The organism is Belliella alkalica, assembly GCF_022549785.1.
GTDB classification, from domain to species: domain Bacteria; phylum Bacteroidota; class Bacteroidia; order Cytophagales; family Cyclobacteriaceae; genus Belliella; species Belliella alkalica.
Map to the genome: position 1 here is coordinate 164,471 of NZ_JAKZGO010000005.1, position 23,519 is coordinate 187,989.

At 37.5% G+C, this 23,519-nt stretch carries 20 protein-coding genes; 8 read left to right on the plus strand and 12 right to left on the minus strand.

The annotated features are described in order from the left end of the window. Nucleotides 1-39 precede the first annotated feature (39 nt). On the minus strand, nucleotides 40-369 hold the full coding sequence (locus tag MM213_RS07935) for a hypothetical protein (RefSeq protein ID WP_241411152.1): 330 nt from the start codon (nucleotides 367-369) through the stop codon (nucleotides 40-42). A gap of 238 nt (nucleotides 370-607) precedes the next feature. Then, on the minus strand, nucleotides 608-1,582 hold the full coding sequence (locus tag MM213_RS07940; RefSeq protein WP_241411379.1) for a polyprenyl synthetase family protein: 975 nt from the start codon (nucleotides 1,580-1,582) through the stop codon (nucleotides 608-610). A 183-nt stretch (nucleotides 1,583-1,765) separates the two neighbouring features. Between MM213_RS07940 and MM213_RS07945 the strand changes: the two genes are divergently transcribed. The 3 genes from MM213_RS07945 to MM213_RS07955 all read left to right on the plus strand — a co-directional run bounded on the left by MM213_RS07945 (nucleotide 1,766) and on the right by MM213_RS07955 (nucleotide 5,967). Then, on the plus strand, nucleotides 1,766-3,463 hold the full coding sequence (locus tag MM213_RS07945) for a 1-acyl-sn-glycerol-3-phosphate acyltransferase (RefSeq protein WP_241411154.1): 1,698 nt from the start codon (nucleotides 1,766-1,768) through the stop codon (nucleotides 3,461-3,463). Next, the gene (locus MM213_RS07950) at nucleotides 3,441-4,499 is read left to right on the plus strand and encodes an NAD(P)H-dependent glycerol-3-phosphate dehydrogenase (RefSeq protein ID WP_241411156.1); all 1,059 of its coding nucleotides are present in this window, start codon (nucleotides 3,441-3,443) and stop codon (nucleotides 4,497-4,499) included. The genes MM213_RS07945 and MM213_RS07950 overlap by 23 nt, the downstream gene beginning before the upstream one ends. Before the next feature lie 178 nt (nucleotides 4,500-4,677). Continuing rightward, nucleotides 4,678-5,967, plus strand: a complete 1,290-nt coding sequence (locus MM213_RS07955) for an APC family permease (RefSeq protein ID WP_241411158.1) — start codon at nucleotides 4,678-4,680, stop codon at nucleotides 5,965-5,967. Between the two features lie 30 nt (nucleotides 5,968-5,997). Here MM213_RS07955 and MM213_RS07960 read toward each other — a convergent pair whose 3' ends face one another. Genes MM213_RS07960 through MM213_RS07980 form a run of 5 tightly spaced genes read right to left on the minus strand, consistent with a single transcriptional unit; the run spans nucleotide 5,998 to nucleotide 9,508 of the window. Then, nucleotides 5,998-6,300, minus strand: coding sequence for a type II toxin-antitoxin system RelE/ParE family toxin (locus MM213_RS07960; protein ID WP_241411160.1), 303 nt, complete (start codon nucleotides 6,298-6,300; stop codon nucleotides 5,998-6,000). Between the two features lie 5 nt (nucleotides 6,301-6,305). Next, on the minus strand, nucleotides 6,306-6,518 hold the full coding sequence (locus MM213_RS07965) for an addiction module protein (RefSeq protein WP_241411162.1): 213 nt from the start codon (nucleotides 6,516-6,518) through the stop codon (nucleotides 6,306-6,308). 45 nt (nucleotides 6,519-6,563) lie between these two features. Then, nucleotides 6,564-7,532: a YpdA family putative bacillithiol disulfide reductase gene (locus tag MM213_RS07970; protein WP_241411164.1), complete on the minus strand. Its 969-nt coding sequence runs from the start codon at nucleotides 7,530-7,532 to the stop codon at nucleotides 6,564-6,566. A 55-nt stretch (nucleotides 7,533-7,587) separates the two neighbouring features. Further along, the gene (locus tag MM213_RS07975) at nucleotides 7,588-8,385 is read right to left on the minus strand and encodes an NRDE family protein (RefSeq protein ID WP_241411166.1); all 798 of its coding nucleotides are present in this window, start codon (nucleotides 8,383-8,385) and stop codon (nucleotides 7,588-7,590) included. A 22-nt stretch (nucleotides 8,386-8,407) separates the two neighbouring features. After that, nucleotides 8,408-9,508: an alkene reductase gene (locus MM213_RS07980; protein WP_241411167.1), complete on the minus strand. Its 1,101-nt coding sequence runs from the start codon at nucleotides 9,506-9,508 to the stop codon at nucleotides 8,408-8,410. A gap of 210 nt (nucleotides 9,509-9,718) precedes the next feature. Here MM213_RS07980 and MM213_RS07985 point away from each other — a divergent pair, with 210 nt between their 5' ends. Beyond that, complete coding sequence (locus MM213_RS07985; RefSeq protein ID WP_241411168.1) at nucleotides 9,719-10,093, plus strand: BlaI/MecI/CopY family transcriptional regulator; 375 nt, start codon at nucleotides 9,719-9,721, stop codon at nucleotides 10,091-10,093. 8 nt (nucleotides 10,094-10,101) lie between these two features. Next, a complete protein-coding gene (locus MM213_RS07990) occupies nucleotides 10,102-12,282 on the plus strand; it encodes a M56 family metallopeptidase (RefSeq protein ID WP_241411169.1) in 2,181 nt (726 codons plus the stop codon). Nucleotides 12,283-12,650: 368 nt separating this feature from the next. On the opposite strand, the gene MM213_RS07995 is transcribed toward MM213_RS07990, so the two are convergent. Further along, nucleotides 12,651-13,775: a sugar phosphate isomerase/epimerase family protein gene (locus tag MM213_RS07995; protein WP_241411171.1), complete on the minus strand. Its 1,125-nt coding sequence runs from the start codon at nucleotides 13,773-13,775 to the stop codon at nucleotides 12,651-12,653. Between the two features lie 151 nt (nucleotides 13,776-13,926). Here MM213_RS07995 and MM213_RS08000 point away from each other — a divergent pair, with 151 nt between their 5' ends. Then, on the plus strand, nucleotides 13,927-15,087 hold the full coding sequence (locus MM213_RS08000) for a PQQ-dependent sugar dehydrogenase (protein ID WP_241411173.1): 1,161 nt from the start codon (nucleotides 13,927-13,929) through the stop codon (nucleotides 15,085-15,087). Between the two features lie 53 nt (nucleotides 15,088-15,140). Here the strand turns inward: MM213_RS08000 and MM213_RS08005 are convergent, their stop codons facing one another. From MM213_RS08005 to MM213_RS08020, 4 genes are all read right to left on the minus strand, one after another. Further along, nucleotides 15,141-15,953 (minus strand): Rossmann-fold NAD(P)-binding domain-containing protein, encoded by an 813-nt coding sequence (locus MM213_RS08005; protein WP_241411175.1) that lies wholly within the window; start codon nucleotides 15,951-15,953, stop codon nucleotides 15,141-15,143. 50 nt (nucleotides 15,954-16,003) lie between these two features. Further along, entirely contained in the window at nucleotides 16,004-16,633 is a 630-nt protein-coding gene (locus tag MM213_RS08010; protein ID WP_241411177.1) for a sterol desaturase family protein, read from the minus strand. A gap of 147 nt (nucleotides 16,634-16,780) precedes the next feature. Further along, entirely contained in the window at nucleotides 16,781-17,926 is a 1,146-nt protein-coding gene (bshA, locus tag MM213_RS08015; protein WP_241411179.1) for an N-acetyl-alpha-D-glucosaminyl L-malate synthase BshA, read from the minus strand. Between the two features lie 75 nt (nucleotides 17,927-18,001). Beyond that, complete coding sequence (locus MM213_RS08020) at nucleotides 18,002-21,064, minus strand: serine hydrolase domain-containing protein (protein ID WP_241411181.1); 3,063 nt, start codon at nucleotides 21,062-21,064, stop codon at nucleotides 18,002-18,004. Nucleotides 21,065-21,228: 164 nt separating this feature from the next. Between MM213_RS08020 and MM213_RS08025 the strand changes: the two genes are divergently transcribed. Then, complete coding sequence (locus tag MM213_RS08025; protein WP_241411183.1) at nucleotides 21,229-21,639, plus strand: hypothetical protein; 411 nt, start codon at nucleotides 21,229-21,231, stop codon at nucleotides 21,637-21,639. After that, entirely contained in the window at nucleotides 21,636-23,519 is a 1,884-nt protein-coding gene (gene mutL, locus MM213_RS08030) for a DNA mismatch repair endonuclease MutL (protein ID WP_241411185.1), read from the plus strand. The genes MM213_RS08025 and mutL overlap by 4 nt, the downstream gene beginning before the upstream one ends.

Genomic DNA, 23,519 nt, shown 5'->3' on the forward strand with positions numbered 1-23,519 from the left:
TTTTGCGCTCATTCTGTTTGAAAGATAAATCCTTGGCTTTTATTCAAAAGAATCTAAATCACCACCTCTATTCTTACTTTCTTCATATGCCTCCAATCTTTTTTTGTACACTTCTTTCATTCTTGGATTTGAAACCAATCTTTCTTTTACTTTTTTAAGTGTATCCAAATAAGCTTGGTTAGAGCCACCAAACATCATATCAATCATTTTTACTCGATCCTCCTTTTCAATTGAGATTTCTCTATCCAAAATGTCATTTTCTAACTCAATGATCATTTCTTCTATTGTCTTATCCTGAATTTCAATTTCTTTTTCAGGACTACAACTAAAAATCAATGCTGTTAATGCAAATAAACAAATCCTTTTCATAGTCAATAAATTAAAACAAGTAAATAATTTAACAAGCTTAAAAACACAAAGTAAAAAGCTGAAAACAAAAAAAGCAACAATCTTAAAACATCCAAAATAATAAGTACTTAATTACACTTCACCTATTTATTCATTGCTCTTTTATAGATTGCAAAAGACTTCAAAAACAAAGCATTTAAATAGTATCAAGACAGATTCTATTTTTTAAAAATAAAAATAGGTGTGCTAGAACGGCTACCTACTTCTTCCTTTCAATAGTATATCTTACCAATCCTTCCAGTGAAGTCTTGTATTCAGAATCTGGAAATTCATTGAGCAAAGCCAATGCTTCTTCAAAGTAAGTATTCATCACTTTATTGGCATAGTCTAATCCCCCTGACTTTTTCACAAAATCTATGACTTCATTGACTGCTTTTTTATCTTCGTTTTTATTGCGGATTAGATAGATGATTTTTTTCTTGTCAAGCCATGAAGCATTGTTCAAGGCATAGATCAGTGGAAGAGTCATTTTCTTCTCCTTGATATCAATTCCCACAGGTTTGCCGATTTCGTCTTCACCATAATCAAAAAGGTCATCTTTGATCTGAAAGGCCATCCCCACTTTCTCACCAAAATCACGCATTTTCTCGATAAACTCAGGATTTGCGCCTGAAGTAGCAGCACCGACAGCACAGCAAGAAGCAATCAAACTAGCGGTTTTCTGTCTGATGATTTTGTAATAGACTTCCTCTGTAATATCAAGTTTTCTGGCTTTTGCGATTTGGAGCAATTCTCCCTCCGACATTTCCCTTACGGCATGTGATACTATCCGGAGCAATTCGAAGTCTCCATTATCCACACTCAATAAAAGCCCTCGAGATAAGAGGTAATCTCCAACAAGTACAGCGATTTTGTTTTTCCAAAGGGCATTGATCGAAAAAAATCCTCTACGATAATTCGCATCATCCACTACATCATCATGCACAAGCGTGGCTGTATGCAACAATTCAATCAAGGCTGCTCCACGATAAGACGCTTCTGTAATCTGTCCGCTTACTCCAGCAGTCAGAAATACAAACATAGGTCGCATCTGCTTCCCTTTTCTTTTGACAATGTAACTAGTGATATGGTCGAGAAGTTTGACCTTACTTTTCATAAAGTCTCTAAACTTCTTCTCGAACTCCACCATTTCAGTGGCAATGGGCTGTTGTATTTGTTTGAGGTCAGGCTTCATAGCGCTTTGGTGCTGCAATAATACGACGGATTCCATGTTCGACAAAGCCGTTGGTTTAATAATTCAATAATGAAACTACTCAAAAGCAAAATCGTTTGATAAAAACCGACTTACTTTGTCTAAATTGACAAATTGTCAAATCTTATTTTTGTTATCTTTGTTTTTAATCTAAAACCTGAAGCCTTGACCGACGACTATATCAAACATAAATACGACCCCATTCTTCCTCAAAAGGATGAATGGCCTGTAGTCAAACTCAGCAAAAGCAGGAAAGAATTCGTGAAAAGTGTGGCTGAGGCCAGTAAGAAAAGAATTTTGGGACTTACTGGAGGAAATGTTGCTGTCCTCAAAGAAGAGTTGGAAACAACCTTATACAGGGAAAAACTACGAATCAAGCAAAACCCTTGGGCTGTAGATCCTGATGATGATTATGAATTTTGGAATAATGTCAAAGGTTCACTTTTGCAGCTAAGTGCTGATATTTCTACTCCTAAAATTGAGAAAAAAAAGAAGTATATCGCCATTTTGGACGAAATTACGATGCGCTATGCAGAAGAAATAGCAAGTAATTTCAAGCACACGCATTATAAGTTTACCCGAAGCATCATCACTTCAGGTTTTGCAAGGCTGCTGAATGCAGCGCGTGTCAAGGGTGTCAAAAGGCTCTTTAGCAATCAATATTCCCTCCAAGACAAAATTCAAATTATTGGTGAAACAGAGCAACTTAGGGACTTGGCATCCAAGGGAACGATTATTATGGTTCCAACCCACTTCTCCAATCTAGACAGTATCTTGATAGGTTGGATCATTTCTGTTTTGGGACTTCCTCCATTTATATATGGTGCAGGGTTGAACCTTTTCAATATCGACATCTTTGCCTATTTCATGAATTCTCTTGGCGCCTATAAAGTTGATAGAAGAAAAAAGAACCTTCCTTACCTAGAAACTTTAAAGACATATTCTTCCGAAGCAATACAGTTTGGTGTTCATAGTCTTTTCTTTCCTGGAGGCACAAGATCCAGAAGTGGAAAAATAGAATCCAAACTCAAGCTAGGACTACTAAGTACAGCTATAGAAGCACAAAGAGCCAATTATCAAAAAGGGATTAATGATATCAGTGGAAAGGTATTTATCGTTCCTGTGACCATCAACTATCATTTTGTGCTGGAAGCACCAAGTCTGATCAAAGAATACCTCAGCATAACTGGTCAAGAAAGATATTATGCCGAATCGGATGAGTTTTCCACTTCTTACAAAATTTCAAAATTCCTCTTCAAATTCTTTACAAAAGGATCTGATATTTCTGTATCAGTAGGAAAAGCAATGGATGTCTTGGGTCATTATGTTGACAAAGATGGAAATAGCATGGACAAGAATGGTAGGATCATCGAAACCCGAGACTATTTTATCAGCAATGGCGAGGTAAATCTAGATACTCAGCGGGAGGAAGAGTACACCAATAGGTTAGGAAATAGAATCGTTGAGGAGTTTCACATCATCAATAGGGTGTTTAGCTCTCATTTGGTTGCTTTCACAGCCTTCCAAATGATCAAAAAGCAGAATAAAAAACTTGACCTTTTCAATTTATTGAGACTTCCTGAAGAAGATATCGTATTGGTTTATGAGGAATTCAAAAAGGAAGTGCAGCGTGTACTCGATCAGATATTTGAATTGAAAGCTAACAACAAAATTCATGTAGCTCCTCATTTGAGAAGGGGAATAGATGAAATTATAAGCCACGGCTTAGACAATGTAGGAATGTATCATGCAAAACGACCTTTGGTGAAAAACAGCGAAGGAAATATCATCACAGAAGACATGAGTCTTTTGTATTTTTACCATAACAGACTAGACGGATATGACCTTGAAAAACTCTTCTGAAGAAAAAACAATAGGTGTAGTTGGTTTAGGTAGTTTCGGAACTGCTATAGCAAGAATGCTTGCAGAGAAAAATCCTGTAGTTGCCTATGCGCGAAGAGCTGAGCTTGTGGATGAAATCAACCAAAACCACAGCATTGACGGGCAGCCTGTCAGTAAAAATATCATTGCCACCCAAGATCCTGAAATGCTATGCAAATCATGTGAAATTCTATTCTTCATGGTTCCTTCTAGTGCATTTCAGGAGGTTGTTAGAGCTTTTTCTCCATATCTTTATCCTTACCATATCATCATTCATGGTACGAAGGGACTTTGCCTCAACCTGCCAAACGGAAAATCTCTTTCAGATATGAAAGTGATCAGTCGTGAAAACATCTTGACTATGAGCGAAGTGATTTTGAAAGAGACAGTTGTGGTAAGAGTAGGCTGTCTTGCTGGTCCAAATTTGGCAAAGGAACTTTCGAAAGGACAACCGGCAGCTACAGTAGTGGCTAGCAAATACAATGAAGTAATCCATCAAGGACAAAATCTACTCCGTTCGGACAAATTCCAAGTCTATGGAAACTCTGATATTATTGGTGTGGAGCTAAGTGGGGTTTTGAAAAACATCATTGCTATCGCTTCAGGTGCCTTGGCTGGCTTGGGTTTAGGTGAAAACGCCAAAGGCCTGCTGATCTCACGAGGAATGGTAGAATTGATCTATCTTGGCAATGCCTTGGGGGGGAGTTTGAAATCTTTTGTAGGATTGGCCGGAATCGGTGATCTAGTGACTACTTGTAATTCTACCTTATCGCGAAACTACACAGTGGGTTATAGACTTGCTCAAGGTGAAAGCCTTGAGACTATTCAAAACACCATGTCTGAAGTGGCAGAGGGTATCAATACAGTCAGGCTGATGAAAACCTTTGTAGAAGGAACAGGGATGCGGGCACCAATTACAGAAAATCTATACAAAGTATTGTTTGAGGATTTATTGATCGAAGATGCATTGCAGTATTTGATGAAGTATCCTTTTAGTGTAGATGTGGATTTTCTATAATTGATTTAGATAGTTTTTGCCGCAATGGACGCTAGGGTACGCGAAAGGTTTTTATTTTTTAAAAAAATAAAGCGGTTTTGGCAATGGGGAGAATAAAAAATATCATTTACAGCGGTTTAAATAAAAAAGTTTGCATCTTGAAATTAATCATAGTAGATTTTGCTCTTAACCTGAATTATTGAAAAATCAACGCAAGCTTAAGAGAGGAATCCAAAGGTGGGACCTCGTATTCTTAATCATCAATTCTGTCATCGGAGCTGGAATATTCGCTTTACCAGCTAAAGTTTTCGCCTTATCAGGCGTATATTCTATTCTAGCATTTTTGGTTTGTGCCTTTGTCATGATGATTTTGATATTGGTTTTTGCAGAAGTGAGTTCAAGGTTTGAGCAGACAGGTGGCCCTTACCTCTATGTCCACAAAGCCTTTGGGCCAGTTCCGGCATTTGTGATTGGATGGCTTTTGATGTTGACAAGACTATTTAGCTACGCCACCTTGATCAATCTGATGGTTTTATACCTTTCCTTTTTTTCAGACATTTTTAATAGACCTGAGATTAGAATAAGTTTGATCTTAGTGATCACAGGAATAATCACTTATTTCAATTGGATCGGAATAAAAAACACTGCAAAAGTCAGTAATATTCTGACAGTTGCAAAACTGTTCCCGCTTGCAATTTTTATAATCGTCGGTTTGTTTTTCGTAGATTTTACCAACCTCAAACCAGGCCCAGCTCCTAGCTTACAGGATTTCTCAGCAGCTTCTCTGCTTTTGATATTTGCATTTGGAGGATTTGAAGCTGGATTAGTAAATAGTGGTGAAATAGTCAATCCCAGAAAAAATTTGCCTTTCGGGCTAATTACAGCCGCGGCTGTAATTGCAGGATTTTATGTTTTGATCCAAATCGTTTCAATAGGAACTTTGCCTGATTTGGCCAGTTCTGATAAGCCGCTTGCAGATGCAGCAACTGGGTTTATGGGCTGGTGGGGTGGTATGTTCATCACTGTTGGAGCAGTTATCTCAATCATGGGAACACTAAACGTCCAAATATTGAGTGGTTCACGACTACCTTTTGCCTTGAGCGAAGAGGATCAATTGCCGAAAATTTTCGGAAAAATCCACCCAAAATTTGCCACACCTTATATTTCGCTAATTTTCTTTTCTGCACTTGTAGCTTTTGTAGCTATATTTTGGGGATTTATGAACTCCTTGGCGATATCGGTGATCTCTAGGCTAGCTCTCTATGGATTGGTTTGTGCATCACTGATCAAACTAAGAAAAAACCAACCCAACACTAATTCATTTTTCAAAATTCCTTATGGAAATCATTTCGCAATTTTGGGGATTTTGGCTACCATTTGGCTACTTTCAGGTACACAAACTGAAGAAATTATTGACATTTTAATCTGGACAGGATTCGGCCTTATTATTTATGTAATCCATAAATTGGGAAGTACAAAGAAAAAGTAACTCCAAAAATAATTCCCTATTAAACTTTATTTAACTCCTGTTTTTCCAGTTTTTAGGATTTCTTCTAGTATGGGTTACCGCCACAACAACAATCATTTTATTCAATTCTTCGATTACAAAACTAATCTGAAATGGAAACTTATCTACTAAAACATTTCTAATATCTCTATGTACTAGCTGGCAATGATATGGGTACTTTTGAATATAATTTACTTTCGATTTAAGTTGGTTATAAAATTTTCTCCCAAGTCCCTTCTTTTGCCCATCATACCATTTGATGACCTCATCAATATCTAACTTAGCAGGAGAAGTGAATTTAATCTTAAATACCATCACAACTAATCCAGCTCTTTAACAATATCTTCCCAATCAATCAATTCATTTGGATTTTGTTCATAAAACTCCAATCGCTCATCTAGAAAATCTTTGTGATCCTCGCTCAAGTCAACTTCATGTTTTTCTTTTAATAATTTCAATTCTTCTAATAAAGTGATATCATCTAGCTTGGTAAGCCAGTGAATTAAATCTATTTTTATAGCTTGAATATCCATAGTTCCTTTTGTTGGAGTTGAATTTAATCATTTTTTCTTTTACCATCATTCATTTTTTTCCAAAATATGCCTGATGATATTTTCTGCGTGAACAATTGAATTTTCTATAAAAAACTCCCTCGTATTCAATCCTCCACAGACCACTCCTGCCAAGTAAACCCCTGACACATTGGATTCTTGATTGGCTTGGTCATAGCAAGGTTGCTTTTTATCATCCAAACTCAATTCTACACCAAGCTGATCTAATAAAGAGAAGTTAGGGACATAGCCAGTCATTGCGAGTACAAAATCATTTTCTACCGTCACTTCTCCTTTTGGTGTGGTTACCAACACATCCTTTTCTCTGATTTCTTTGACAGTAGAATTTGGAAATGCTTTGATTGAACCTTCCTTGATCCTATTTTCTATATCAGGCTTCACCCAATACTTCACATTCTCATCTATTCCGTCATTTTTGAGTACCATTGTCACTTCTGCACCTTTTCTCCAAGTTTCCAAAGCCACGTCTACTGCAGAGTTTGCTCCTCCCACTACCAGCAATTTTTGACCAATATATGGCCAAGGCTCTCTGTAGTAATGGGAAACTTTTGGCAAATCTTCACCAGGCACATTCATCAGATTTGGTAAATCATAAAAGCCTGTTGCCATTACAATGTTTCTGGCGTGGTAAGTTGCTTTGGAAGTGGTGATTTCAAAAATATTATTCTTTTTCGAAAGGGTTTTTACTTGCTCATAAAGCTGGACTTTCAACTTCCAAGTTTGAGCAACTCTTCTATAATACTCCAAAGCTTCTGTTCGGGTAGGTTTATGTGAAACAGACATAAATGGAATCCATCCCATTTCCAATTTATCAGAAGTTGAGAAAAAAGTCATATTTAGTGGGTAATTGTATAAAGAGTTTGTCAAAACACCTTTTTCTACAATCGCATAAGATAGTCCAGCTTTTTCACATTCTATCCCACAGGCAAGTCCTATGGGGCCTCCACCTATTACAAAAACATCTAAAAATTCCATTTTCTTTTTATTGATTCTTTCTACTAACAGGAAATAAAAGAAATCTGTTCTCTATCTAATCCTTTACTTTGAATTTTACTAGGTTATCAATTTTAGCATCATTCAATTGATCAAAAGTCCGCTCCAACATTTCAACTTCACCTGTATGTTTCCAAAGCAGTACAGTGGTATTTACAGTTCCGTAATAATCATCTATCCTGATAAACTGCGCTGAGAGGTGCTTTTCTTGATAGAGGGTTGCTCCTGTGTCAGGCAGCAATTCTTCCGGATCCATTTTTCTAGAAGTTACAACTTGCATCAATTCCGATAAATCAATTAAATTTCTGTCTAGTTTTTCCTGCAACTGCCGCTTAGCCAAATTAACTTTTGTCCAAGGTGTGTCTAAAAGTGCATTACTCAAACCATAAAGTCCTGAACTCAACTCTTCGATTCCATCTTTGTAATTTGATAAATAAAATAGACCCTTTTGGTCCCCTACAATAAGGTTGAATCCTTCATAATGATGTTTTTCCAAGTCCAATGTTTTTAAATATTGATAAGGATCAACATCTGCTTCCAAAAAATTCTTGACCAAATTACCTCTGGTTTTTGGGTTTACTTTAGGATTCTTTAAATCTCTGTAATTCGTCAAGGTAGCAAATCTACCATTTGGATGCATTCCCATCCATGTCCCGCCTGCTTTGAGATCTTTGCCAGCATAAAAACCATGCTCCCACTTTGACAAACTAGAACTCGGTCTCTCAAAGAATTCATCTCTATTCGCCACAAGAATAAGCTTATATTCTGGGTGATTATTCCAATTAAAGGCTATCAAACACATAAGCGCAAAATATGAAAAAAGGTCGAAATTCATCGACCTTTTGAACTGATTATATTTATTTTGTGGCTGATAATTTAGGATAATCTGTAAATCCTTTTTCTCCTGGTGTATAGAAAGTATCAGTATCCCAATCGGCAAGTTCTGCACCTTTTTCAAACCTCTCCGCCAAATCTGGATTTGAGATAAATGGCTTACCATAAGCCACAGCATCTGCCAATCCCTCTAAAATAAATCTATTTCCTTTCTCCTGATCAAAATTAGCATTGATTATAAGAACCCCTTTATAAACAGGTCTATATCTGTGGGCAATCTCAGTGACAGCATGGGGAACATCTGACACATCATTGAATGGCTCCGAAAGATGAAGATAAGCCAATTTATAGTTATTCAATTTTTCGATAATGTAATCAAAAGTTGGTATTGTCTCCTCGTCCAATGTCATCCCAAAAATCCCATGTAGTGAAGGATTAAGCCTTAATCCAATCTTTTCTTCTGGCATCACCTCTTTGATAGCATCGATAACTTCAAAAAGGATTTTCGCTCTATTTTCTATACTTCCACCATATTCATCCGTTCGGACATTTGAAGTTCTACTGAAAAATTGATGCAAAAGATATCCATTTGAAGAATGAATTTCCACACCATCAAAACCTGCCTCCATAGCGTTTTTTGCTGCATTCTGAAAATCCAAAATAGTTTGTTTGATTTCAGGAATGGACATTTCTTTTGGCGTCACAGTTTCTTTGAAGCCCTTGGGCGTAAATGACTTTGAATCAGGATTAATCGCTGATGGTGCATGTGGCAGCTCACCATTGTGAAAGTCTGGATGTGAAATTCTTCCCACATGCCAAAGCTGCAAAAAGATTTTCCCTCCTTCTTCATGAACTGCTTTGGTCACTTTTTTCCATCCTTCTACTTGAGTTTTGGTATAAATCCCTGGAGTATTAATGTAACCCACAGCTTTGCTCGAAATTTGTGATCCTTCAGAAATAATTAATCCCGCGGAAGCTCTTTGTTTGTAATACTCCACGTGAATATCGGTAGGAGCTGTTTCAGGATTATCTGCTCTGCTCCTAGTCATGGGAGCCATGATGATTCTATTTTGTAATTCTAGATCTCTGATCTGTAATTTTTCTAAAAGAGGTTGCTTAGTCATGCTTTAAGTTGGTTTAATTTCTAATTCAATGTATATACAACTAATACGATGCCATGATCGTTCCAATATCATTTGGAATCATTCCAAAGTAGAGGCAACACTGACTCAATCAATAATTTAACTTTTATTACGAAAAAAATCGTAGTGAAAATTTGCAATACGATACCCATCGTATATATTTGTACGAAGCAAATCGTAGATCTGAAATAAATGACACCAAAACCAACAGAATCAGAATTGGAGATTTTGTCAATCATTTGGCAAAAAGGAAAAGTCACAGTCCGTGAGGTACATGAGAAATTAGCTGAAAGTAAAGATACTGGCTATACTACTACCCTGAAGACTATGCAAATCATGCATACAAAAGGTTTGCTTCATAGAGATGAAAAAAATCGAACCCACGTGTATTTTGCAGCTATTGGGGAGAAAGTGACCCAAAAGAGTTTGGTAGAAAATTTTGTTGCGACTGCCTTTGGTGGATCAGCAAAAAATCTCGTCATGCAGGCTTTAGGCCAAGGAAATACCTCAAAGGAGGAGTTAGATGAAATCCGTGCTTTTTTGGACCAAATAGAAAATGAAAAATAATGGAATGGATGAATGAAATCATACCAGCAAATTATCTCCATGCTATAGGCTGGATGCTTGTGCATTCACTTTGGCAAATAGCTGGACTGGGGCTATTCCTGTGGTTCACATTGGAAATCTACCAAAAGAAATCTGCAGCATTCAAATACAAAGCTAGCGTTTTTGTATTATTTCTACTGATTGTGAGCAGCATAGGAACGGCTTTATTTTACTTTGAGCCAGAAAAAGAATCAACAATTGCTTATGAATTAGTATATGAAGGTGAAAACAATCTTTTTCCGACTACAGTATATAGCAATAATTCGCATACACCTAGAACAAACTTTGAGGTGCTTTCAAGTCAAATAGAAAAAAGAATTCCTTTCTTGGTCAACCTTTGGTTTATTGGTGTAATACTTTTTATGATCAAGTTTGCCGGCTCATTGACTGAGCTTAGAAACTTGGGTCAAAAACCAAAAAAGGGTATTCCTGAAAGATGGCAGGTTGCGTTGACTGAATTTTCCAAAAAATTAAAAATTAAACATTCAGTAAAGATCTTTCAAAGCAATCATATAGACACACCTTTGACTTTTGGAGTTTTGAAGCCTGTGATATTGATTCCAGCAGGATTGGTTTTCCAACTCAGCCCTATGCAAATGGAAGCCATCATCGCGCATGAATTAGCTCATATCAAAAGACATGACTATCTGATCAATCTAATGCAATCAGCTATGGAAGTGATATTTTTCTATCATCCTGTTTTTTGGTATATCAATAAGATCATCAAGACTGAGCGAGAAAATGCCTGCGATGATACTGCTATTAACATTGGTGTAAATGCCAGGGATTTAGCAGAAGCACTTGTCCTCGTAGTACAACATGCCAAACAGACCCAGCCACTACTTGCTTTGGCAGCAGCAAAATCGAAAACACCGACATTGGACAGAATAAAAAGAATCATGGGAATTCATTCGTCCCAAAAACAAACTTCAACTTTAACGAGCTTAACCATGTTATCAACTCTTTTACTTAGCGTCTCTTTGATCCTTGGAGCAAATGCAGACAAATCAATAAATGAAGATTTAGAACTCATCTTAACAGAAATTCACTCTGAAATAGACTTAGGAGAGGATTTTTTGCTACAATTAGGCCAAAAATCCAATCCATTTACAAATGAACCTAATGATAAGGCAGATGATGTAAAACAAATAATAGAACTACCAGAAATAGGGCAAATCGAACCATCTTCTTCAACAAAAGACAATATTTCTGAACCATTAAATGAATCCAACACAAAGAAAAACCTCTTCGATTTCAAAGTAAATGGAGAAACAGTATACGTAGGATCCAATATAAAAGGCAGCGATTCTAAAATTCTTATCAAGCCTTTGAATAAAGATATTTTATCATATACAATGAAAATCGCTCCTTTGGAATTTGAAGGAATGGACTTTAGCGCTAAGCCTAATTTGGGGCTTTCTGATGCTACATCTTTGTCAAAGGTAAGCATAGATACCACCAAGAGCCTGAATTCAAATTCAGGCAAAATAAGAATCGGGTATGATGCCAATGTATTAGCCAACCAAAACATGGCGCTGACAAAAACTAGCACAAACATTAAGGCATACTCAGTCCATGACCTTTCAAGGATCAAAAAAACGACTTCTGTTGGATTTAACAGTAATCCAAACACATTGGTAAACATAAAAAAAGATACTACTGATTATTATAATAAAGTCATAGATAAAGCCATCTTGAAATTGAGCAATGCAGACACAGCTGAAGAAAAAGAAGCTGTACTTAAAGAACTGTCTACTATCACAAATAAAATGACAGCTTTGACGATGGCTAGCAAACAATTGATAAGTAACGCTAAAAACGATTCAATCTTTTCTTACTTCAAGACCCAAGCGGAACTATACAAGCTAAAAGCTGAGGAAATGAAGCCTATCATGGTAGAATATCAACAAAAGATGATTGAATGGCAAAAAGAACAAGGACCATTAATAAAAGAGTATCAAGAAAGAATGGAAGCTTATGAAAAAGAACTTCGCCCATTGATGGAAGAATACCAAGAAAAGATGAAATCGTTTCAGAAAGAACTACAGCCTTTGCTGAATGAGTATCAACAAAAAATGTTTGAATTACAAAAAGATTACACATTCAAAATGAAAGAACTACAGGAAAAGCAGGCCAAAGAAAACAACTAATCAATATAAAAACCCAAACAACCAAAGTGGGATAGTATTTCCAAAACCGATTTCAATGTTGTCTTTAAGGACGAATGCATCATCGGTTTTGGAAATCTGTTTTTTCCCTTTGTTTGGGCCACCGACTTCTATAGTATATTTTTGTTATATACAATTAACATTTTGTAAACATTATTGTTAATCATACTTAACAATAATTCCTAAAGGTCAGAAAAATCAAGGAGGTGTCAAATTCCAAAATTGGAGCAAGACCAAAATCATGTAATGAAGGTGTATTTCAGGTTGAACCCCATTAGCCTACCCCCTCTCTTAAACTCAATATTTTATACTTTCAATAGAAAGTCTCATTATTTGATCATTCAACTTTCTCAATATAAATCTTGCATAGTCTTCACTGGAACATCTTGCCTTTCCAAATCTTTCAAAGGTTTGATTTCAGCTTCTGCATAAGAAAACCCATTTTCATTCAAAGGCCACAAGAGAGGAGCGAGATTCTGAACCGCAGCTTTACAACCTTGCATTATAGCAGCTAAACTTCCTGTTTGTTTAGAAAGCTTTGCTTCATTTTCTATCTCAAAAGGCCCCTCAAAGCCTTTTTCATTCAAGATATTGACAAATGCTCTCCAATCCATCGAATCCCCTAGCCCAAACCCAGGAAGTGTAGCTTCGTAATGATGTCTGTCCCAATCATTGGTACTGTATGGAACACCAGCTTTTTGTGCCCATTCTGCTTTGACACGCTGCATAGGGTACATATTTCCCCAATATGGATCTGGAATATTACGTGTTGACTTTACGTGGATTCTGTGAAGACGAGACATATCTGTATGTTTTATAACCTCAACAGGATCTGTATTTTGCCATACATCATGGGAAGGATCGTAGATTTCTCCATGATTTCTACTCGGGATCATTTCATACATGATTTTTCTGGCAGCTAATACTCCGGTAAGATTGTTGAAAGTCGTAGAATACCCAGAAGACCGCCAACCTTCCATTGGGCAGTTTTCATACAGAACTGTCACTCCCAAGCTTTCTGCATATTTGATTATCGGAGTGAAAATCCTTTGATATTCTTCTAGATTCCTTTCAAAACCATTTTCTAAAATTCCAATTTCATGATTATAGCCCACAAAAGTTCCTACTTTGACATCATTTTCATCTCCTCCAAGCAGGTATGCCATTCGTATTAATTTCAAAAGGTGGTTTTGGTTTTTCAACTTTTCGGCCTCATCTCCTCCTATCAAATTATCGAATGCTCCCAATGACATCCTAAGCTTCGCATTGTTGAATTTTGTCAATATAGCTTTCGCATTTTCTTTATTGAAATTTTCGTAATCCATATGCGTAGCCACAAAATCATCTCGGGTACCATCTTTCCGAAAAACACAAACATCCAAACCTTGAACTCCAGTTTCATTTGCCTTTTCGATTACTTGATCCAAATTCAATTGATCTAAAGCTGAGGTCATCAGCCATATTTGATTATTCATAAAATATATTTATGCAGCTAAAATTCATTTAAAAACCAAGATAAGCATAGATTTCTAAATTTGTTTTTGAGTATGGAATACTGTTTGCACAATTTAAAAAACAATTCACCTGAAAAATGATTAGATTTGTATAGAAACCAACTTAAATATTATGAAATTAAAAAATAATTTAGCTTTTATTCTGAGTGCAGGATTATTCTACGGAATGGTCGCTTGTTCTGAACCAGCAGCAAATGTCGATAATTCTGAACCTAGTCCTTACACAATAGAATCAGAAAAACTTACATTCTCCCTAGACACTTTGTATACAGAGTTTGAAAATCCATGGGGAATGACATGGCTTCCAGACGGCAGAATGCTTGTCACTGAAAGAAAAGGAGAAATATTAATCTTCAAAGACGATAAATACACAGGCGAAAAACTCACAGGTGTACCTGCTGTGCACGAGGTTAATCAAGCAGGCCTATTGGATATTGCTATTCATCCAGATTATGAAAGTAATGGATGGATCTATCTTGCCTATGCAAAAGACATGGGAGATGGTGGAGTATTGACTATCTCTAGAGCAAAGCTTGATGGTAATGCTTTGGTTGATTTGGAGGAATTGATCGTCAATTTACCAGAATGGAAAGGTGGAAGACATTTCGGCACAAGAATCGTATTTGACAACGAGAATTATCTTTACTATTCCAATGGAGACAAAGGAAATAGACCGCAAAATGCACAAGAGCTTGACAATTCACATGGGAAGATTCACAGAATCCATGATGATGGGAGAATTCCAGAGGATAATCCATTTGTAAATACACCAGGAGCAGTGGCTTCTATTTGGACTTATGGAAACAGAAATCCTCAAGGAATAATTTTCGACAAAAAAAACAACAGACTTTGGTCAGTAGAGCATGGACCTAAAGGTGGTGATGAGTTGAACCTGATTGAAAAAGGTAAGAATTACGGTTGGCCTGAAGTGACTTTTGGTATCGATTATGATGGCACGACAATTACTGAAGAGACTGAAAAAGAAGGAATGGAACAACCTGTTACTTATTGGGATCCTTCTATCGCTACCTGCGGAATGACTCTAGTAACTTCTGACAAGTATCCTTCATGGAAAGGCAACATTCTAGTAGCTGCCCTTGCTGGCCAGCATATCGCAAGAGTAGAAATGAACGGTACAAGCTACGTGGGAGAAGAAAAACTATTGGATGGAATCGGTAGAGTAAGACAAGTATCCCAAAGTCCAGATGGCTATCTTTATGCTATAGTAGAAGCTACAGGCTTGATGGTAAAAATCATACCTCAGCAAGACTAATCAATTGAAATAAGACTATAAAAAGCGCTATTTGTATTCGAATAGCGCTTTTTTTATGCGTACCAAAACTCTAATGGATCTGGAATTTCAAACTCAAATCGAGTTTTCAGAATTTTATCTCCAGAAATTTTCTTCCACGGCTTTGCTCCCGAATTATCGTAAGACTTAGGTCCTTCAAACCCCATTTGGGATGCGTTTTTTTCATAGACTTCTTTCCTCGAAGGGTGTAAAGGAGTCACCCCATTGTAAGTATCATTCCACAATTCTTTTTCAATAATCCAAGAAATCAGTCTGACAGCATCATCACGATGAATATAATTGACCGGAGAAGTACCTTCTACATTTTCTTTTCCTGAAAAGTATTTTCCAGGAATCCTATCCACACCCAATAACCCTCCAAATCTCACTACTGTAAGGTCATATTGCTTGTCAGTCCAAAGAAGTTTCTCTGCATTAAAAAGTGCTAAATTCCCTGTGTTCTCTTTGGTTAAATTGTCCGATTCTTCTGCCGTCTGATTTTCGTCTGGATACACAGATGTAGCAGAGACATAGATTACTTTTGGAACCTTATGTTGGAGAATCATCTCCTTCAGAAACTTAATTTGCTCAGGATGAAAAGTAGGTTGGGCTGTTTTTGTTCTTGGGGGAATATTGACAATCAAAACATCCGTATCAAAAATTCTCTGATACCCATCCCCTTCTGGATAAGGTGAGAATTTCAAAACAGCATTATCATACCCTTCCTTGGTCAAAAGTTCAGATTTTTGAAAGGTGGTCGTAGTTCCCTTCACCTTCCATGATTTGGCTTTCAGAGCATCTGCAAGTGGCCTCCCCAACCAACCTAGGCCCACAATTGATATTTTCATTGGTGATTTTTTTTTAAAGTAAAAAACCCTCTTTTCAGGAGGGTTTGTGACTATTTATCCTTTTTTGGCATTGTCCCTAGGATGTAATCCCAAAGCGGAGAACTTACACCAAAGGCCACATCAGGATTTTTATAGTGATGCACTGCGTGATTTACCCAAAGGATTTTTAAGAAATTTTTCGGAGGCTGATAGGCATGAACTATATAGTGCACTCCTAAGTAAGCCGCATAACCAAATAGAAACCCTGGTAAAAAATAGAGTGCATAGCTACCCATTATAAATGAAAAAACAACATAAAATACAAGTGCATAAAAAGCACTCACGAATGGAGGCATCGCCAATCTATCTTTGTCTTTTGGATAATCATGGTGGACTCCATGTACTGTATATTGCAATTTATCCTTTACAGGTGTATCTGGCTCCATATGGAAGAAATGCTTATGCATCATATATTCCACAAAAGTAAATACAATTATACCTGCAATTAAAACAGGCAGACCCACCCCCAATCCAATATCGGTAGTAGTCATAGCATAGTAGAAAGAAACAACACTGATCACGACAAACAAAATTATAGGAATGCTTATATGTGTTCTGGATATTTTTTCTAATACTGGATTGCTAAACATCTGAGCAGAACCATTATTATCAGGCCTATCAAGCCTGCCTATTTTTTTCATTGTGGCACTCATTTTCTTATTATTTAAGTCTTGGCAAGATTATCATTAAGATTTTTATGAAGCTATACAAAGCTTATAATAACGGTGTAAATTTAAAGCTAATGGCTTAATAAACGAATAAAAATCTAAATTGTTGGGAAATATATCTTAGATTTTCATTATCAAGTCTTTAGACTTTCCTATGGTTTGGTTGTAAAAAGATACGTACAAAGGGAGAATATTTACCACATCAAACTCTTTGGCTCTTTGCAAAGCTCTGTCCTTGAAGCCTTGGAGATTTTCATCTTTCAAAATGTGTAGTGCGCGAGCGGTCATTGTAGTGACATCCCCTATTTTACATACAAAACCTGTCTCTCCATCTATATTCAGTTCTGGAATTCCCCCAGCGTCTGAAGAAAGAATAGGGACTTCGCAGGCCATTGCCTCCAATGCTGCTAATCCAAAACTTTCCTTTTCAGATGGCATCATAAATAAATCTGCTACCGATAGCACCTCTTCAACAGCCTCTAACTTCCCTAGGAACCTAACGTCATCGCAAGTGCCAAGCTCACGACACAATCGCTCCATTTTATCACGTTCAGGGCCATCGCCCACCAAGAGTAATTTGACAGGTATAATTTTGCGAACTTCGTAAAAAACACGAATCACGTCTTCTACTCTTTTTACTTTTCTGAAGTTGGATGTATGGACAATTAGCTTTTCGCCATTAGGACAGATCGCCAATTTGAAGTGTTCTTTCTTCTGCTTTTTGAATCTTTCCAGATCAATAAAATTTGGAATGACCTTGATTTCTCTTTTGACCGGAAAAAGGTCATAAGTAGCCTTCCTCAAATCTTCAGACACGGCAGTGACACCATCTGATTGATTGATACTGAAAGTCACTACTGGCTCATAACTAGGGTCTTTCCCTACCAGCGTGATATCTGTTCCATGCAGAGTAGTCACTACGGGAATATTGACACCCTCCTCTTTCAAAATCTGCTTGGCCATGTAGGCCGCAGAAGCATGAGGTATTGCATAATGAACGTGCAGCAGATCTAATTGCTCATACTTCACTACATTGACCATTTTACTTGCCAATGCCAGTTCATAAGGAGCATGCTCAAACAGCGGATAACTTTTAATATCCACTTCATGATAAAATAGATTAGCGCTAAAAAAATCTAGTCTTGTAGGCTGTCTGTAAGTAATAAAATGTATTTGGTGACCTTCCCTTGCCAGTGCTTTACCAAGTTCAGTCGCAACTACTCCGCTTCCTCCAAAAGTAGGATAACAGACAATGCCTATTTTCATATCAAATTATTATAAAATGGAAATCAATAGTATCATAACACGACAAGTAGTCCAGTTTGTTCAATTTTTCAAATTTTATTCACCACCTCTTATCGACAAATTATAATCCTGTCTCATCGACTTGTATATAACATCATGAATTTCAGTCCTAATCCCTTCTTTTAGCAAAATATTATTATTCGCACTAGGATTGACTCTGTTGGACAAAAACACATAAATCAGATCATTTTCTGGATCAGCCCAGACGGCTGTTCCAGTGAAGCCTGTATGTCCAAATGTCGATTTTGGAGCCAAAACCCCTGCACTTCCACCTTTCCCTCTCTCAGGGTCTGGCTTGTCCCATCCCCAACCTCTCCTGCTCTGGGTAGATTGTCGTTTGGTAAATTCCTTGATTGTTTTTTCATCCAACAAACTTACTCCTCCATACTTACCCCCATTTAGCATCAGTTGCATCATGATCGCCAAATCATTGGCAGTTCCAAATAACCCTGCATGCCCTGCTACTCCTCCATACATGGCAGCTCCCGGATCATGGACATATCCATGCACAATTCTCTTTCGGAAGGCAATGTCATCTTCAGTTGGAGCTATCAAATTGACATCTATTTTTTTTGTTGGATTAAATGTCAGGGTATTTATCCCCAATGGGGCATAAAAATTTTGCTCCAAAAACTCATCCATTGGCTGATTCATCACTCTTTCCACTACTGCTTGCATCAAGTACATGGTCAGATCTGAATATACATAACTATGCTTTCTTTTGTTTGGCTCCAGTTTCCTTAGATCAGATTTGATTGTCCAGTTCCAAATACTATCTCTTAGACTCTCTCTACCATACATGCTATTTGAAACGGGTACATTAAATTCCTCACTTTGCGTATCTCTGTAATACTCACTTTTCCAAGCACCCGCCGCGACAGTTTTGGCGTAATACGGGATAAATGCAACAAGTCCAGCTTCATGGGCCATGATATCTTTCAAAATCAAATCAGCTTTGTTTGTCCCTTTTAATTCTGGCAAATAAGTTGAAATCGGCTGATTCATATCGATAATATCTCTACTTGCCAAAAACATCACTGCTTGGGTTGTTGCCAAAACTTTGGTAATCGATGCCAAATCATAAACAGTCTTTGTATTTACAGGCTTGGTCTTACTATAATCATAATGCCCATAAGACTTCTCAAAAACTACTTGCCCGTTTTTTGCCACTAGCACAACTCCTCCCGGCATGGCTCTTCTACTGATGCCAGCTTCCATTATTTTATCGATGTCAGAAAGAATCACACTGCTCATGCCTTGATTTTCGGGGCGACTGTAAGACAACCTCCCCAAACCTTCAAGATATCCTCCACTTCCCAATGCAATTTGATCACTAACCGATACAGGCATCATTCCTCTCGCATCCCTTCCACCAAAAATTATCTCTGGCACCAAACTTTGGGTATATTCATTGTTTTCGAAAGTCAAAATATTGTGAGGAAGACCAATTAAGTTTTTGGATGCATACGCATTTCCAAAAAGGACAACAATAACGGATTTTTCTTTGCTTAGCTCTTTGATAAAATTGATATCTGAACTGTTTACACCAAAACCTCTTGATGGACTGTTTGTCATACCCATCAAACCTACAATCACAGTGTTGTGATCTTTCAATTTGGATTTCATATCTGCAAGCACTACGCTATTGGCACCTTTGCCCATAGTGAAATGATCGGCCTTGGCGTATTTATCTATTTTCTCTTGAAATACAACCCCATCTCCACCAATCGTCAAAGAGGCAATATTCAACAAATCCAAATTCCTTAAAGGCAAAAACTCGTTCTTGTTGGTCGTAACCGTAATTGAATTGGCATAAAGGTTTTCTACAAGCAATTCCGTTTCATTTTTGTTCAGCCGATTTATCAGGTTTTTAGTATCTATTTCTTTCACCTTATTGAGCCCAGCCCAATATTTTGCTTTCAAGACTTTGACTACCCGCTCATCTACATCTTCTCTGCTGATTTTACCATCGGCTATGGCTTGCATGATCAATTCTTTGGCCTTTGGTACATCTTGAGAATAAAGCAAAATATCATTCCCTGCCAACAATGCCAAAACATCCACTTCTCCAGGCTTATAATAGCTACTGACTCCTTTCATATTCAGTGCATCTGTGAATATCAGACCACTGAAGTTCATTTGATTTTTCAACAAATCTGTCACCACATATTTAGAAAGTGTCGTCGCTTTGTTTTTCTCGCTATCCAAACTAGGGATATGCAAGTGGGCCACCATCACACTCATCAGGTCCTCATCAATCAACTCACGATAAGGGTAGAGGTCTATATCTTTGATTCTATTTTCAGAATGCCTGATGACAGGCAATGAATAATGTGAGTCTGATTCAGTATCTCCATGTCCTGGGAAGTGCTTGGCATTTGCTAACACACCATAATCCTGAAGTCCTTTCATATAAGCCATAGACTTTTTGGCTACCATTTTCTTTTCTTCACCAAAGGCCCTATAGCCGATCACAGGATTATCAGGATTGGAATTCACATCTACGACTGGTGCAAAATTTATATGCATCCCCAATTCTTTGAACTGACGGGCAATTTCTTTTCCCATATCATAGATCAGTTTCTCATCAGGCAACGCTCCAAGAGTCATGGCTTTTGGAAAAGTGATTACAGAGTCAAGCCTCATATTGATTCCCCATTCAGCATCCATAGCTATGAAGAGTGGAGTTTCAGCTATCGATTGGTAATAATTTGTAAGATTCGCTTGCCTCACTGGCCCTCCCTGAAAGAAAATCAATCCTCCAAGATTTTGTTCTTTTATAAGTTTGGCGATTTCATCTCTATGTTTAGCATCACGATTGGAATATGCGGCTACCATAAAGAGCTGTCCAAGCCTTTGTTCGAAGGATTGGCTGTTGAAAACAGAGTCCACCCATGCCATTTGCTTCCTGTAATCTTTGGCCTTCAAAGGATCTTTTCTTTCTTTAAATGTAGCTACAGAATCTTTGCCTGTGCCCTTTGAATCCACCGAATTTACTTCCTCATTGCTAAAGAGGCTTGGAAAATCCCAACCCAAAACTCCATCTGCCTGAAAAATCATGGCAATTACCAAAAGTGCGCTCCAAACTTTTACCCTCATCCTGATGTTAAATTTTTATTGCTTAATATTTAAAATAACTTTGTATGGAATATACAATCAATTTTGCAAACATACATTAAATTGATGCTGGCTTTATATCAAAACTGATAAAATTCCGTATGTTTAGTTACAACGTGAAATAATACAAAAGAATCTAATCAAATATGAAATTCCCTTCGATCTTTAGAACAGCCAAGCCTATGGGCTTTGAGATAAAGCCTAGATATTATGATCCTGTGCGAGAAGAAATCGAACAAAGAACAGAGAGGATCAAAAGAAACCTTCAAGCAGAAGGAGTCATAAAATCTGATGGAGAAATGTCAGAGGAATTTATGCAAGATTATGGTTCAACAATAAGAGGGGCATTCACGCAAGGTGGCCCTATCAGTAAAAGAAAGACCTCTCCACTTCAATCAGCAGGTCTAATTAGGACAATAATTTTTGTTTTGTTGGTTGGTATTGTCTTTGGGTATTATTATTTGGGAGATGATATGACCGAAATATTGATGTATGTCGGAGGAGGGTCTGTTTTGCTTTGGGCATATTTCAGATTGAAAGGAAAAATCAAACAATGAACGATATTATTCAGCTACTTCCCGATGCGATTGCCAATCAGATTGCTGCAGGGGAAGTGGTTCAGCGACCAGCCTCTGCGCTGAAAGAAATGCTTGAAAATGCAGTAGATGCAGGAGCAACTCAAGTTCAAGTGGTTATCAAAGATGCCGGAAAGGCGCTTATGCAAGTCATCGACAATGGAAAAGGGATGACGCTCACTGATGCCCGCATGTGTTTCGAGAGACACGCAACTTCCAAAATCAGAAGCTCTGAGGATCTTTTTGCAATTCGTACTTTTGGTTTTAGAGGTGAAGCGATGGCTTCCATCGCAGCTGTGGCACAGGTGGAAATGAAAACCCGTCAACAGGACGAGGAGCTGGGCACATTGATTCAGATTGAAGGTTCAGAATTCAAAAAGCAAGAACCAATCTCCTGTCCACAAGGCACTTCTATAGCAGTGAAAAACCTCTTTTTCAATGTCCCTGCCCGAAGAAACTTTTTGAAATCCAATTCGGTAGAGATGAAACACCTCGTAGATGAGTTTCAACGAGTTGCCTTGTCCTATCCTGAAATTGGTTTTAGCTTTATGCAAAATGACATGGAGCTATTCAATTTGGCACCAGGCAAATTGAGTCAGAGAATTGTAGGGGTTTTTGGAAAAAACTATCAAGGTCAACTTGTCACTTGCCAAGAAGAGACGCCCCATCTCAATGTGAAAGGCTATGTTGGCAAACCTGAAAATGCAAAAAAGACAAGGGGAGAACAATACTTCTTTGTCAACAATAGATATATCAAAAGTAATTATTTGCACCATGCGGTAGCAAATGCTTATGATGGATTAATGCCGTCAGAAATGCAGCCCTTTTATGTGCTTTTCTTGGAAATAGATCCTTCACACATCGATATCAATGTACATCCCACAAAAACAGAGATAAAATTCGATGATGAAAGAACCGTGTATGCGGTAATTCGATCTGCGGTAAAACAGGCTTTGGGAGCACATAATGTGGTACCAACCTTGGATTTCAACATGGATGTCAATTTTACAGAAAATTGGAGAAATGATGAAACAAGAAAATCAGAAGTAGCTCAAGAAAACTCCTATAAGCCCGACAAGGTAAGCAGCGAGAATAGCTACAAGAATTTTCAAACGCCAAGTTTCAAAAAGCAAGATGTTTCAGGTTGGGAAAGACTGTTTGAAGGTGGGGAAAAAGTCATCCAAAAAGATTTTGAACAAAAATCAGCTTTGGACGACTCTAAAGATTTTCTTACATTTTCCTCCAAGGCAAACGATTCAGGCAAAAGCGATTCGATTTTCCCAGTCGAGCAGGAAAATACTGGTGCTACATTTCAAGTAGAACTGAGCTATATCATCGCCCAGATGTCTTCTGGACTTTTGATATTAGATCAACAGGCGACACATGAAAGGATCCTGTACGAACGATATTTAAAGCAACTGAACAATGCTGCTGGTCTTTCACAGCAATGTTTGTTTCCTCAACATATCCAACTAAGTCAAGCTGATTTTGCGTTGGTAATGGATATAAAGGACGAATTGAACAGCTTGGGTTTTGTGGTTGTGGAATTTGGTAAAGAAACTGTCTTGATACAGGGAGTTCCTGCTGACATTCAGGTGACAAATGAAAAAGCTTTGTTTGAGGGATTGTTGGAGCAGTTTAAACATTTTAAATCCGAGCTGTCCATCGACAATAGAGAGAATTTGGCACGATCGTTAGCCAAAAAATCTGCCACAAAAAAAGGGACAAGGCTTGACACCACTGAAATGGAAACCTTGGTTGGGCAGTTATTTGCATGCCAAAACCCAAATTATGGGCTTGGTGGGAACAAAACCTTTGTAAAACTTGATTTAAATAAAATACACGCTTTTTTTAATCGGTAA

Excerpts from the sequence above, each read along its gene's own strand:
- MM213_RS07935 (WP_241411152.1), bottom strand. The coding sequence starts at position 369 with ATGAAAAGGATTTGTTTATTTGCATTAACAGCATTGATTTTTAGTTGT.
- MM213_RS07940 (WP_241411379.1), bottom strand. The coding sequence starts at position 1,582 with ATGAAGCCTGACCTCAAACAAATACAACAGCCCATTGCCACTGAAATG.
- MM213_RS07950 (WP_241411156.1), top strand. The coding sequence starts at position 3,441 with ATGACCTTGAAAAACTCTTCTGAAGAAAAAACAATAGGTGTAGTTGGT.
- MM213_RS07960 (WP_241411160.1), bottom strand. The coding sequence starts at position 6,300 with ATGGTATTTAAGATTAAATTCACTTCTCCTGCTAAGTTAGATATTGAT.
- MM213_RS07965 (WP_241411162.1), bottom strand. The coding sequence starts at position 6,518 with ATGGATATTCAAGCTATAAAAATAGATTTAATTCACTGGCTTACCAAG.
- MM213_RS07970 (WP_241411164.1), bottom strand. The coding sequence starts at position 7,532 with ATGGAATTTTTAGATGTTTTTGTAATAGGTGGAGGCCCCATAGGACTT.
- MM213_RS07975 (WP_241411166.1), bottom strand. The coding sequence starts at position 8,385 with ATGAATTTCGACCTTTTTTCATATTTTGCGCTTATGTGTTTGATAGCC.
- MM213_RS07980 (WP_241411167.1), bottom strand. The coding sequence starts at position 9,508 with ATGACTAAGCAACCTCTTTTAGAAAAATTACAGATCAGAGATCTAGAA.
- MM213_RS07985 (WP_241411168.1), top strand. The coding sequence starts at position 9,719 with ATGACACCAAAACCAACAGAATCAGAATTGGAGATTTTGTCAATCATT.
- MM213_RS07990 (WP_241411169.1), top strand. The coding sequence starts at position 10,102 with ATGAATGAAATCATACCAGCAAATTATCTCCATGCTATAGGCTGGATG.
- MM213_RS07995 (WP_241411171.1), bottom strand. The coding sequence starts at position 13,775 with ATGAATAATCAAATATGGCTGATGACCTCAGCTTTAGATCAATTGAAT.
- MM213_RS08000 (WP_241411173.1), top strand. The coding sequence starts at position 13,927 with ATGAAATTAAAAAATAATTTAGCTTTTATTCTGAGTGCAGGATTATTC.
- MM213_RS08005 (WP_241411175.1), bottom strand. The coding sequence starts at position 15,953 with ATGAAAATATCAATTGTGGGCCTAGGTTGGTTGGGGAGGCCACTTGCA.
- MM213_RS08010 (WP_241411177.1), bottom strand. The coding sequence starts at position 16,633 with ATGAAAAAAATAGGCAGGCTTGATAGGCCTGATAATAATGGTTCTGCT.
- bshA (WP_241411179.1), bottom strand. The coding sequence starts at position 17,926 with ATGAAAATAGGCATTGTCTGTTATCCTACTTTTGGAGGAAGCGGAGTA.
- MM213_RS08020 (WP_241411181.1), bottom strand. The coding sequence starts at position 21,064 with ATGAGGGTAAAAGTTTGGAGCGCACTTTTGGTAATTGCCATGATTTTT.
- MM213_RS08025 (WP_241411183.1), top strand. The coding sequence starts at position 21,229 with ATGAAATTCCCTTCGATCTTTAGAACAGCCAAGCCTATGGGCTTTGAG.
- mutL (WP_241411185.1), top strand. The coding sequence starts at position 21,636 with ATGAACGATATTATTCAGCTACTTCCCGATGCGATTGCCAATCAGATT.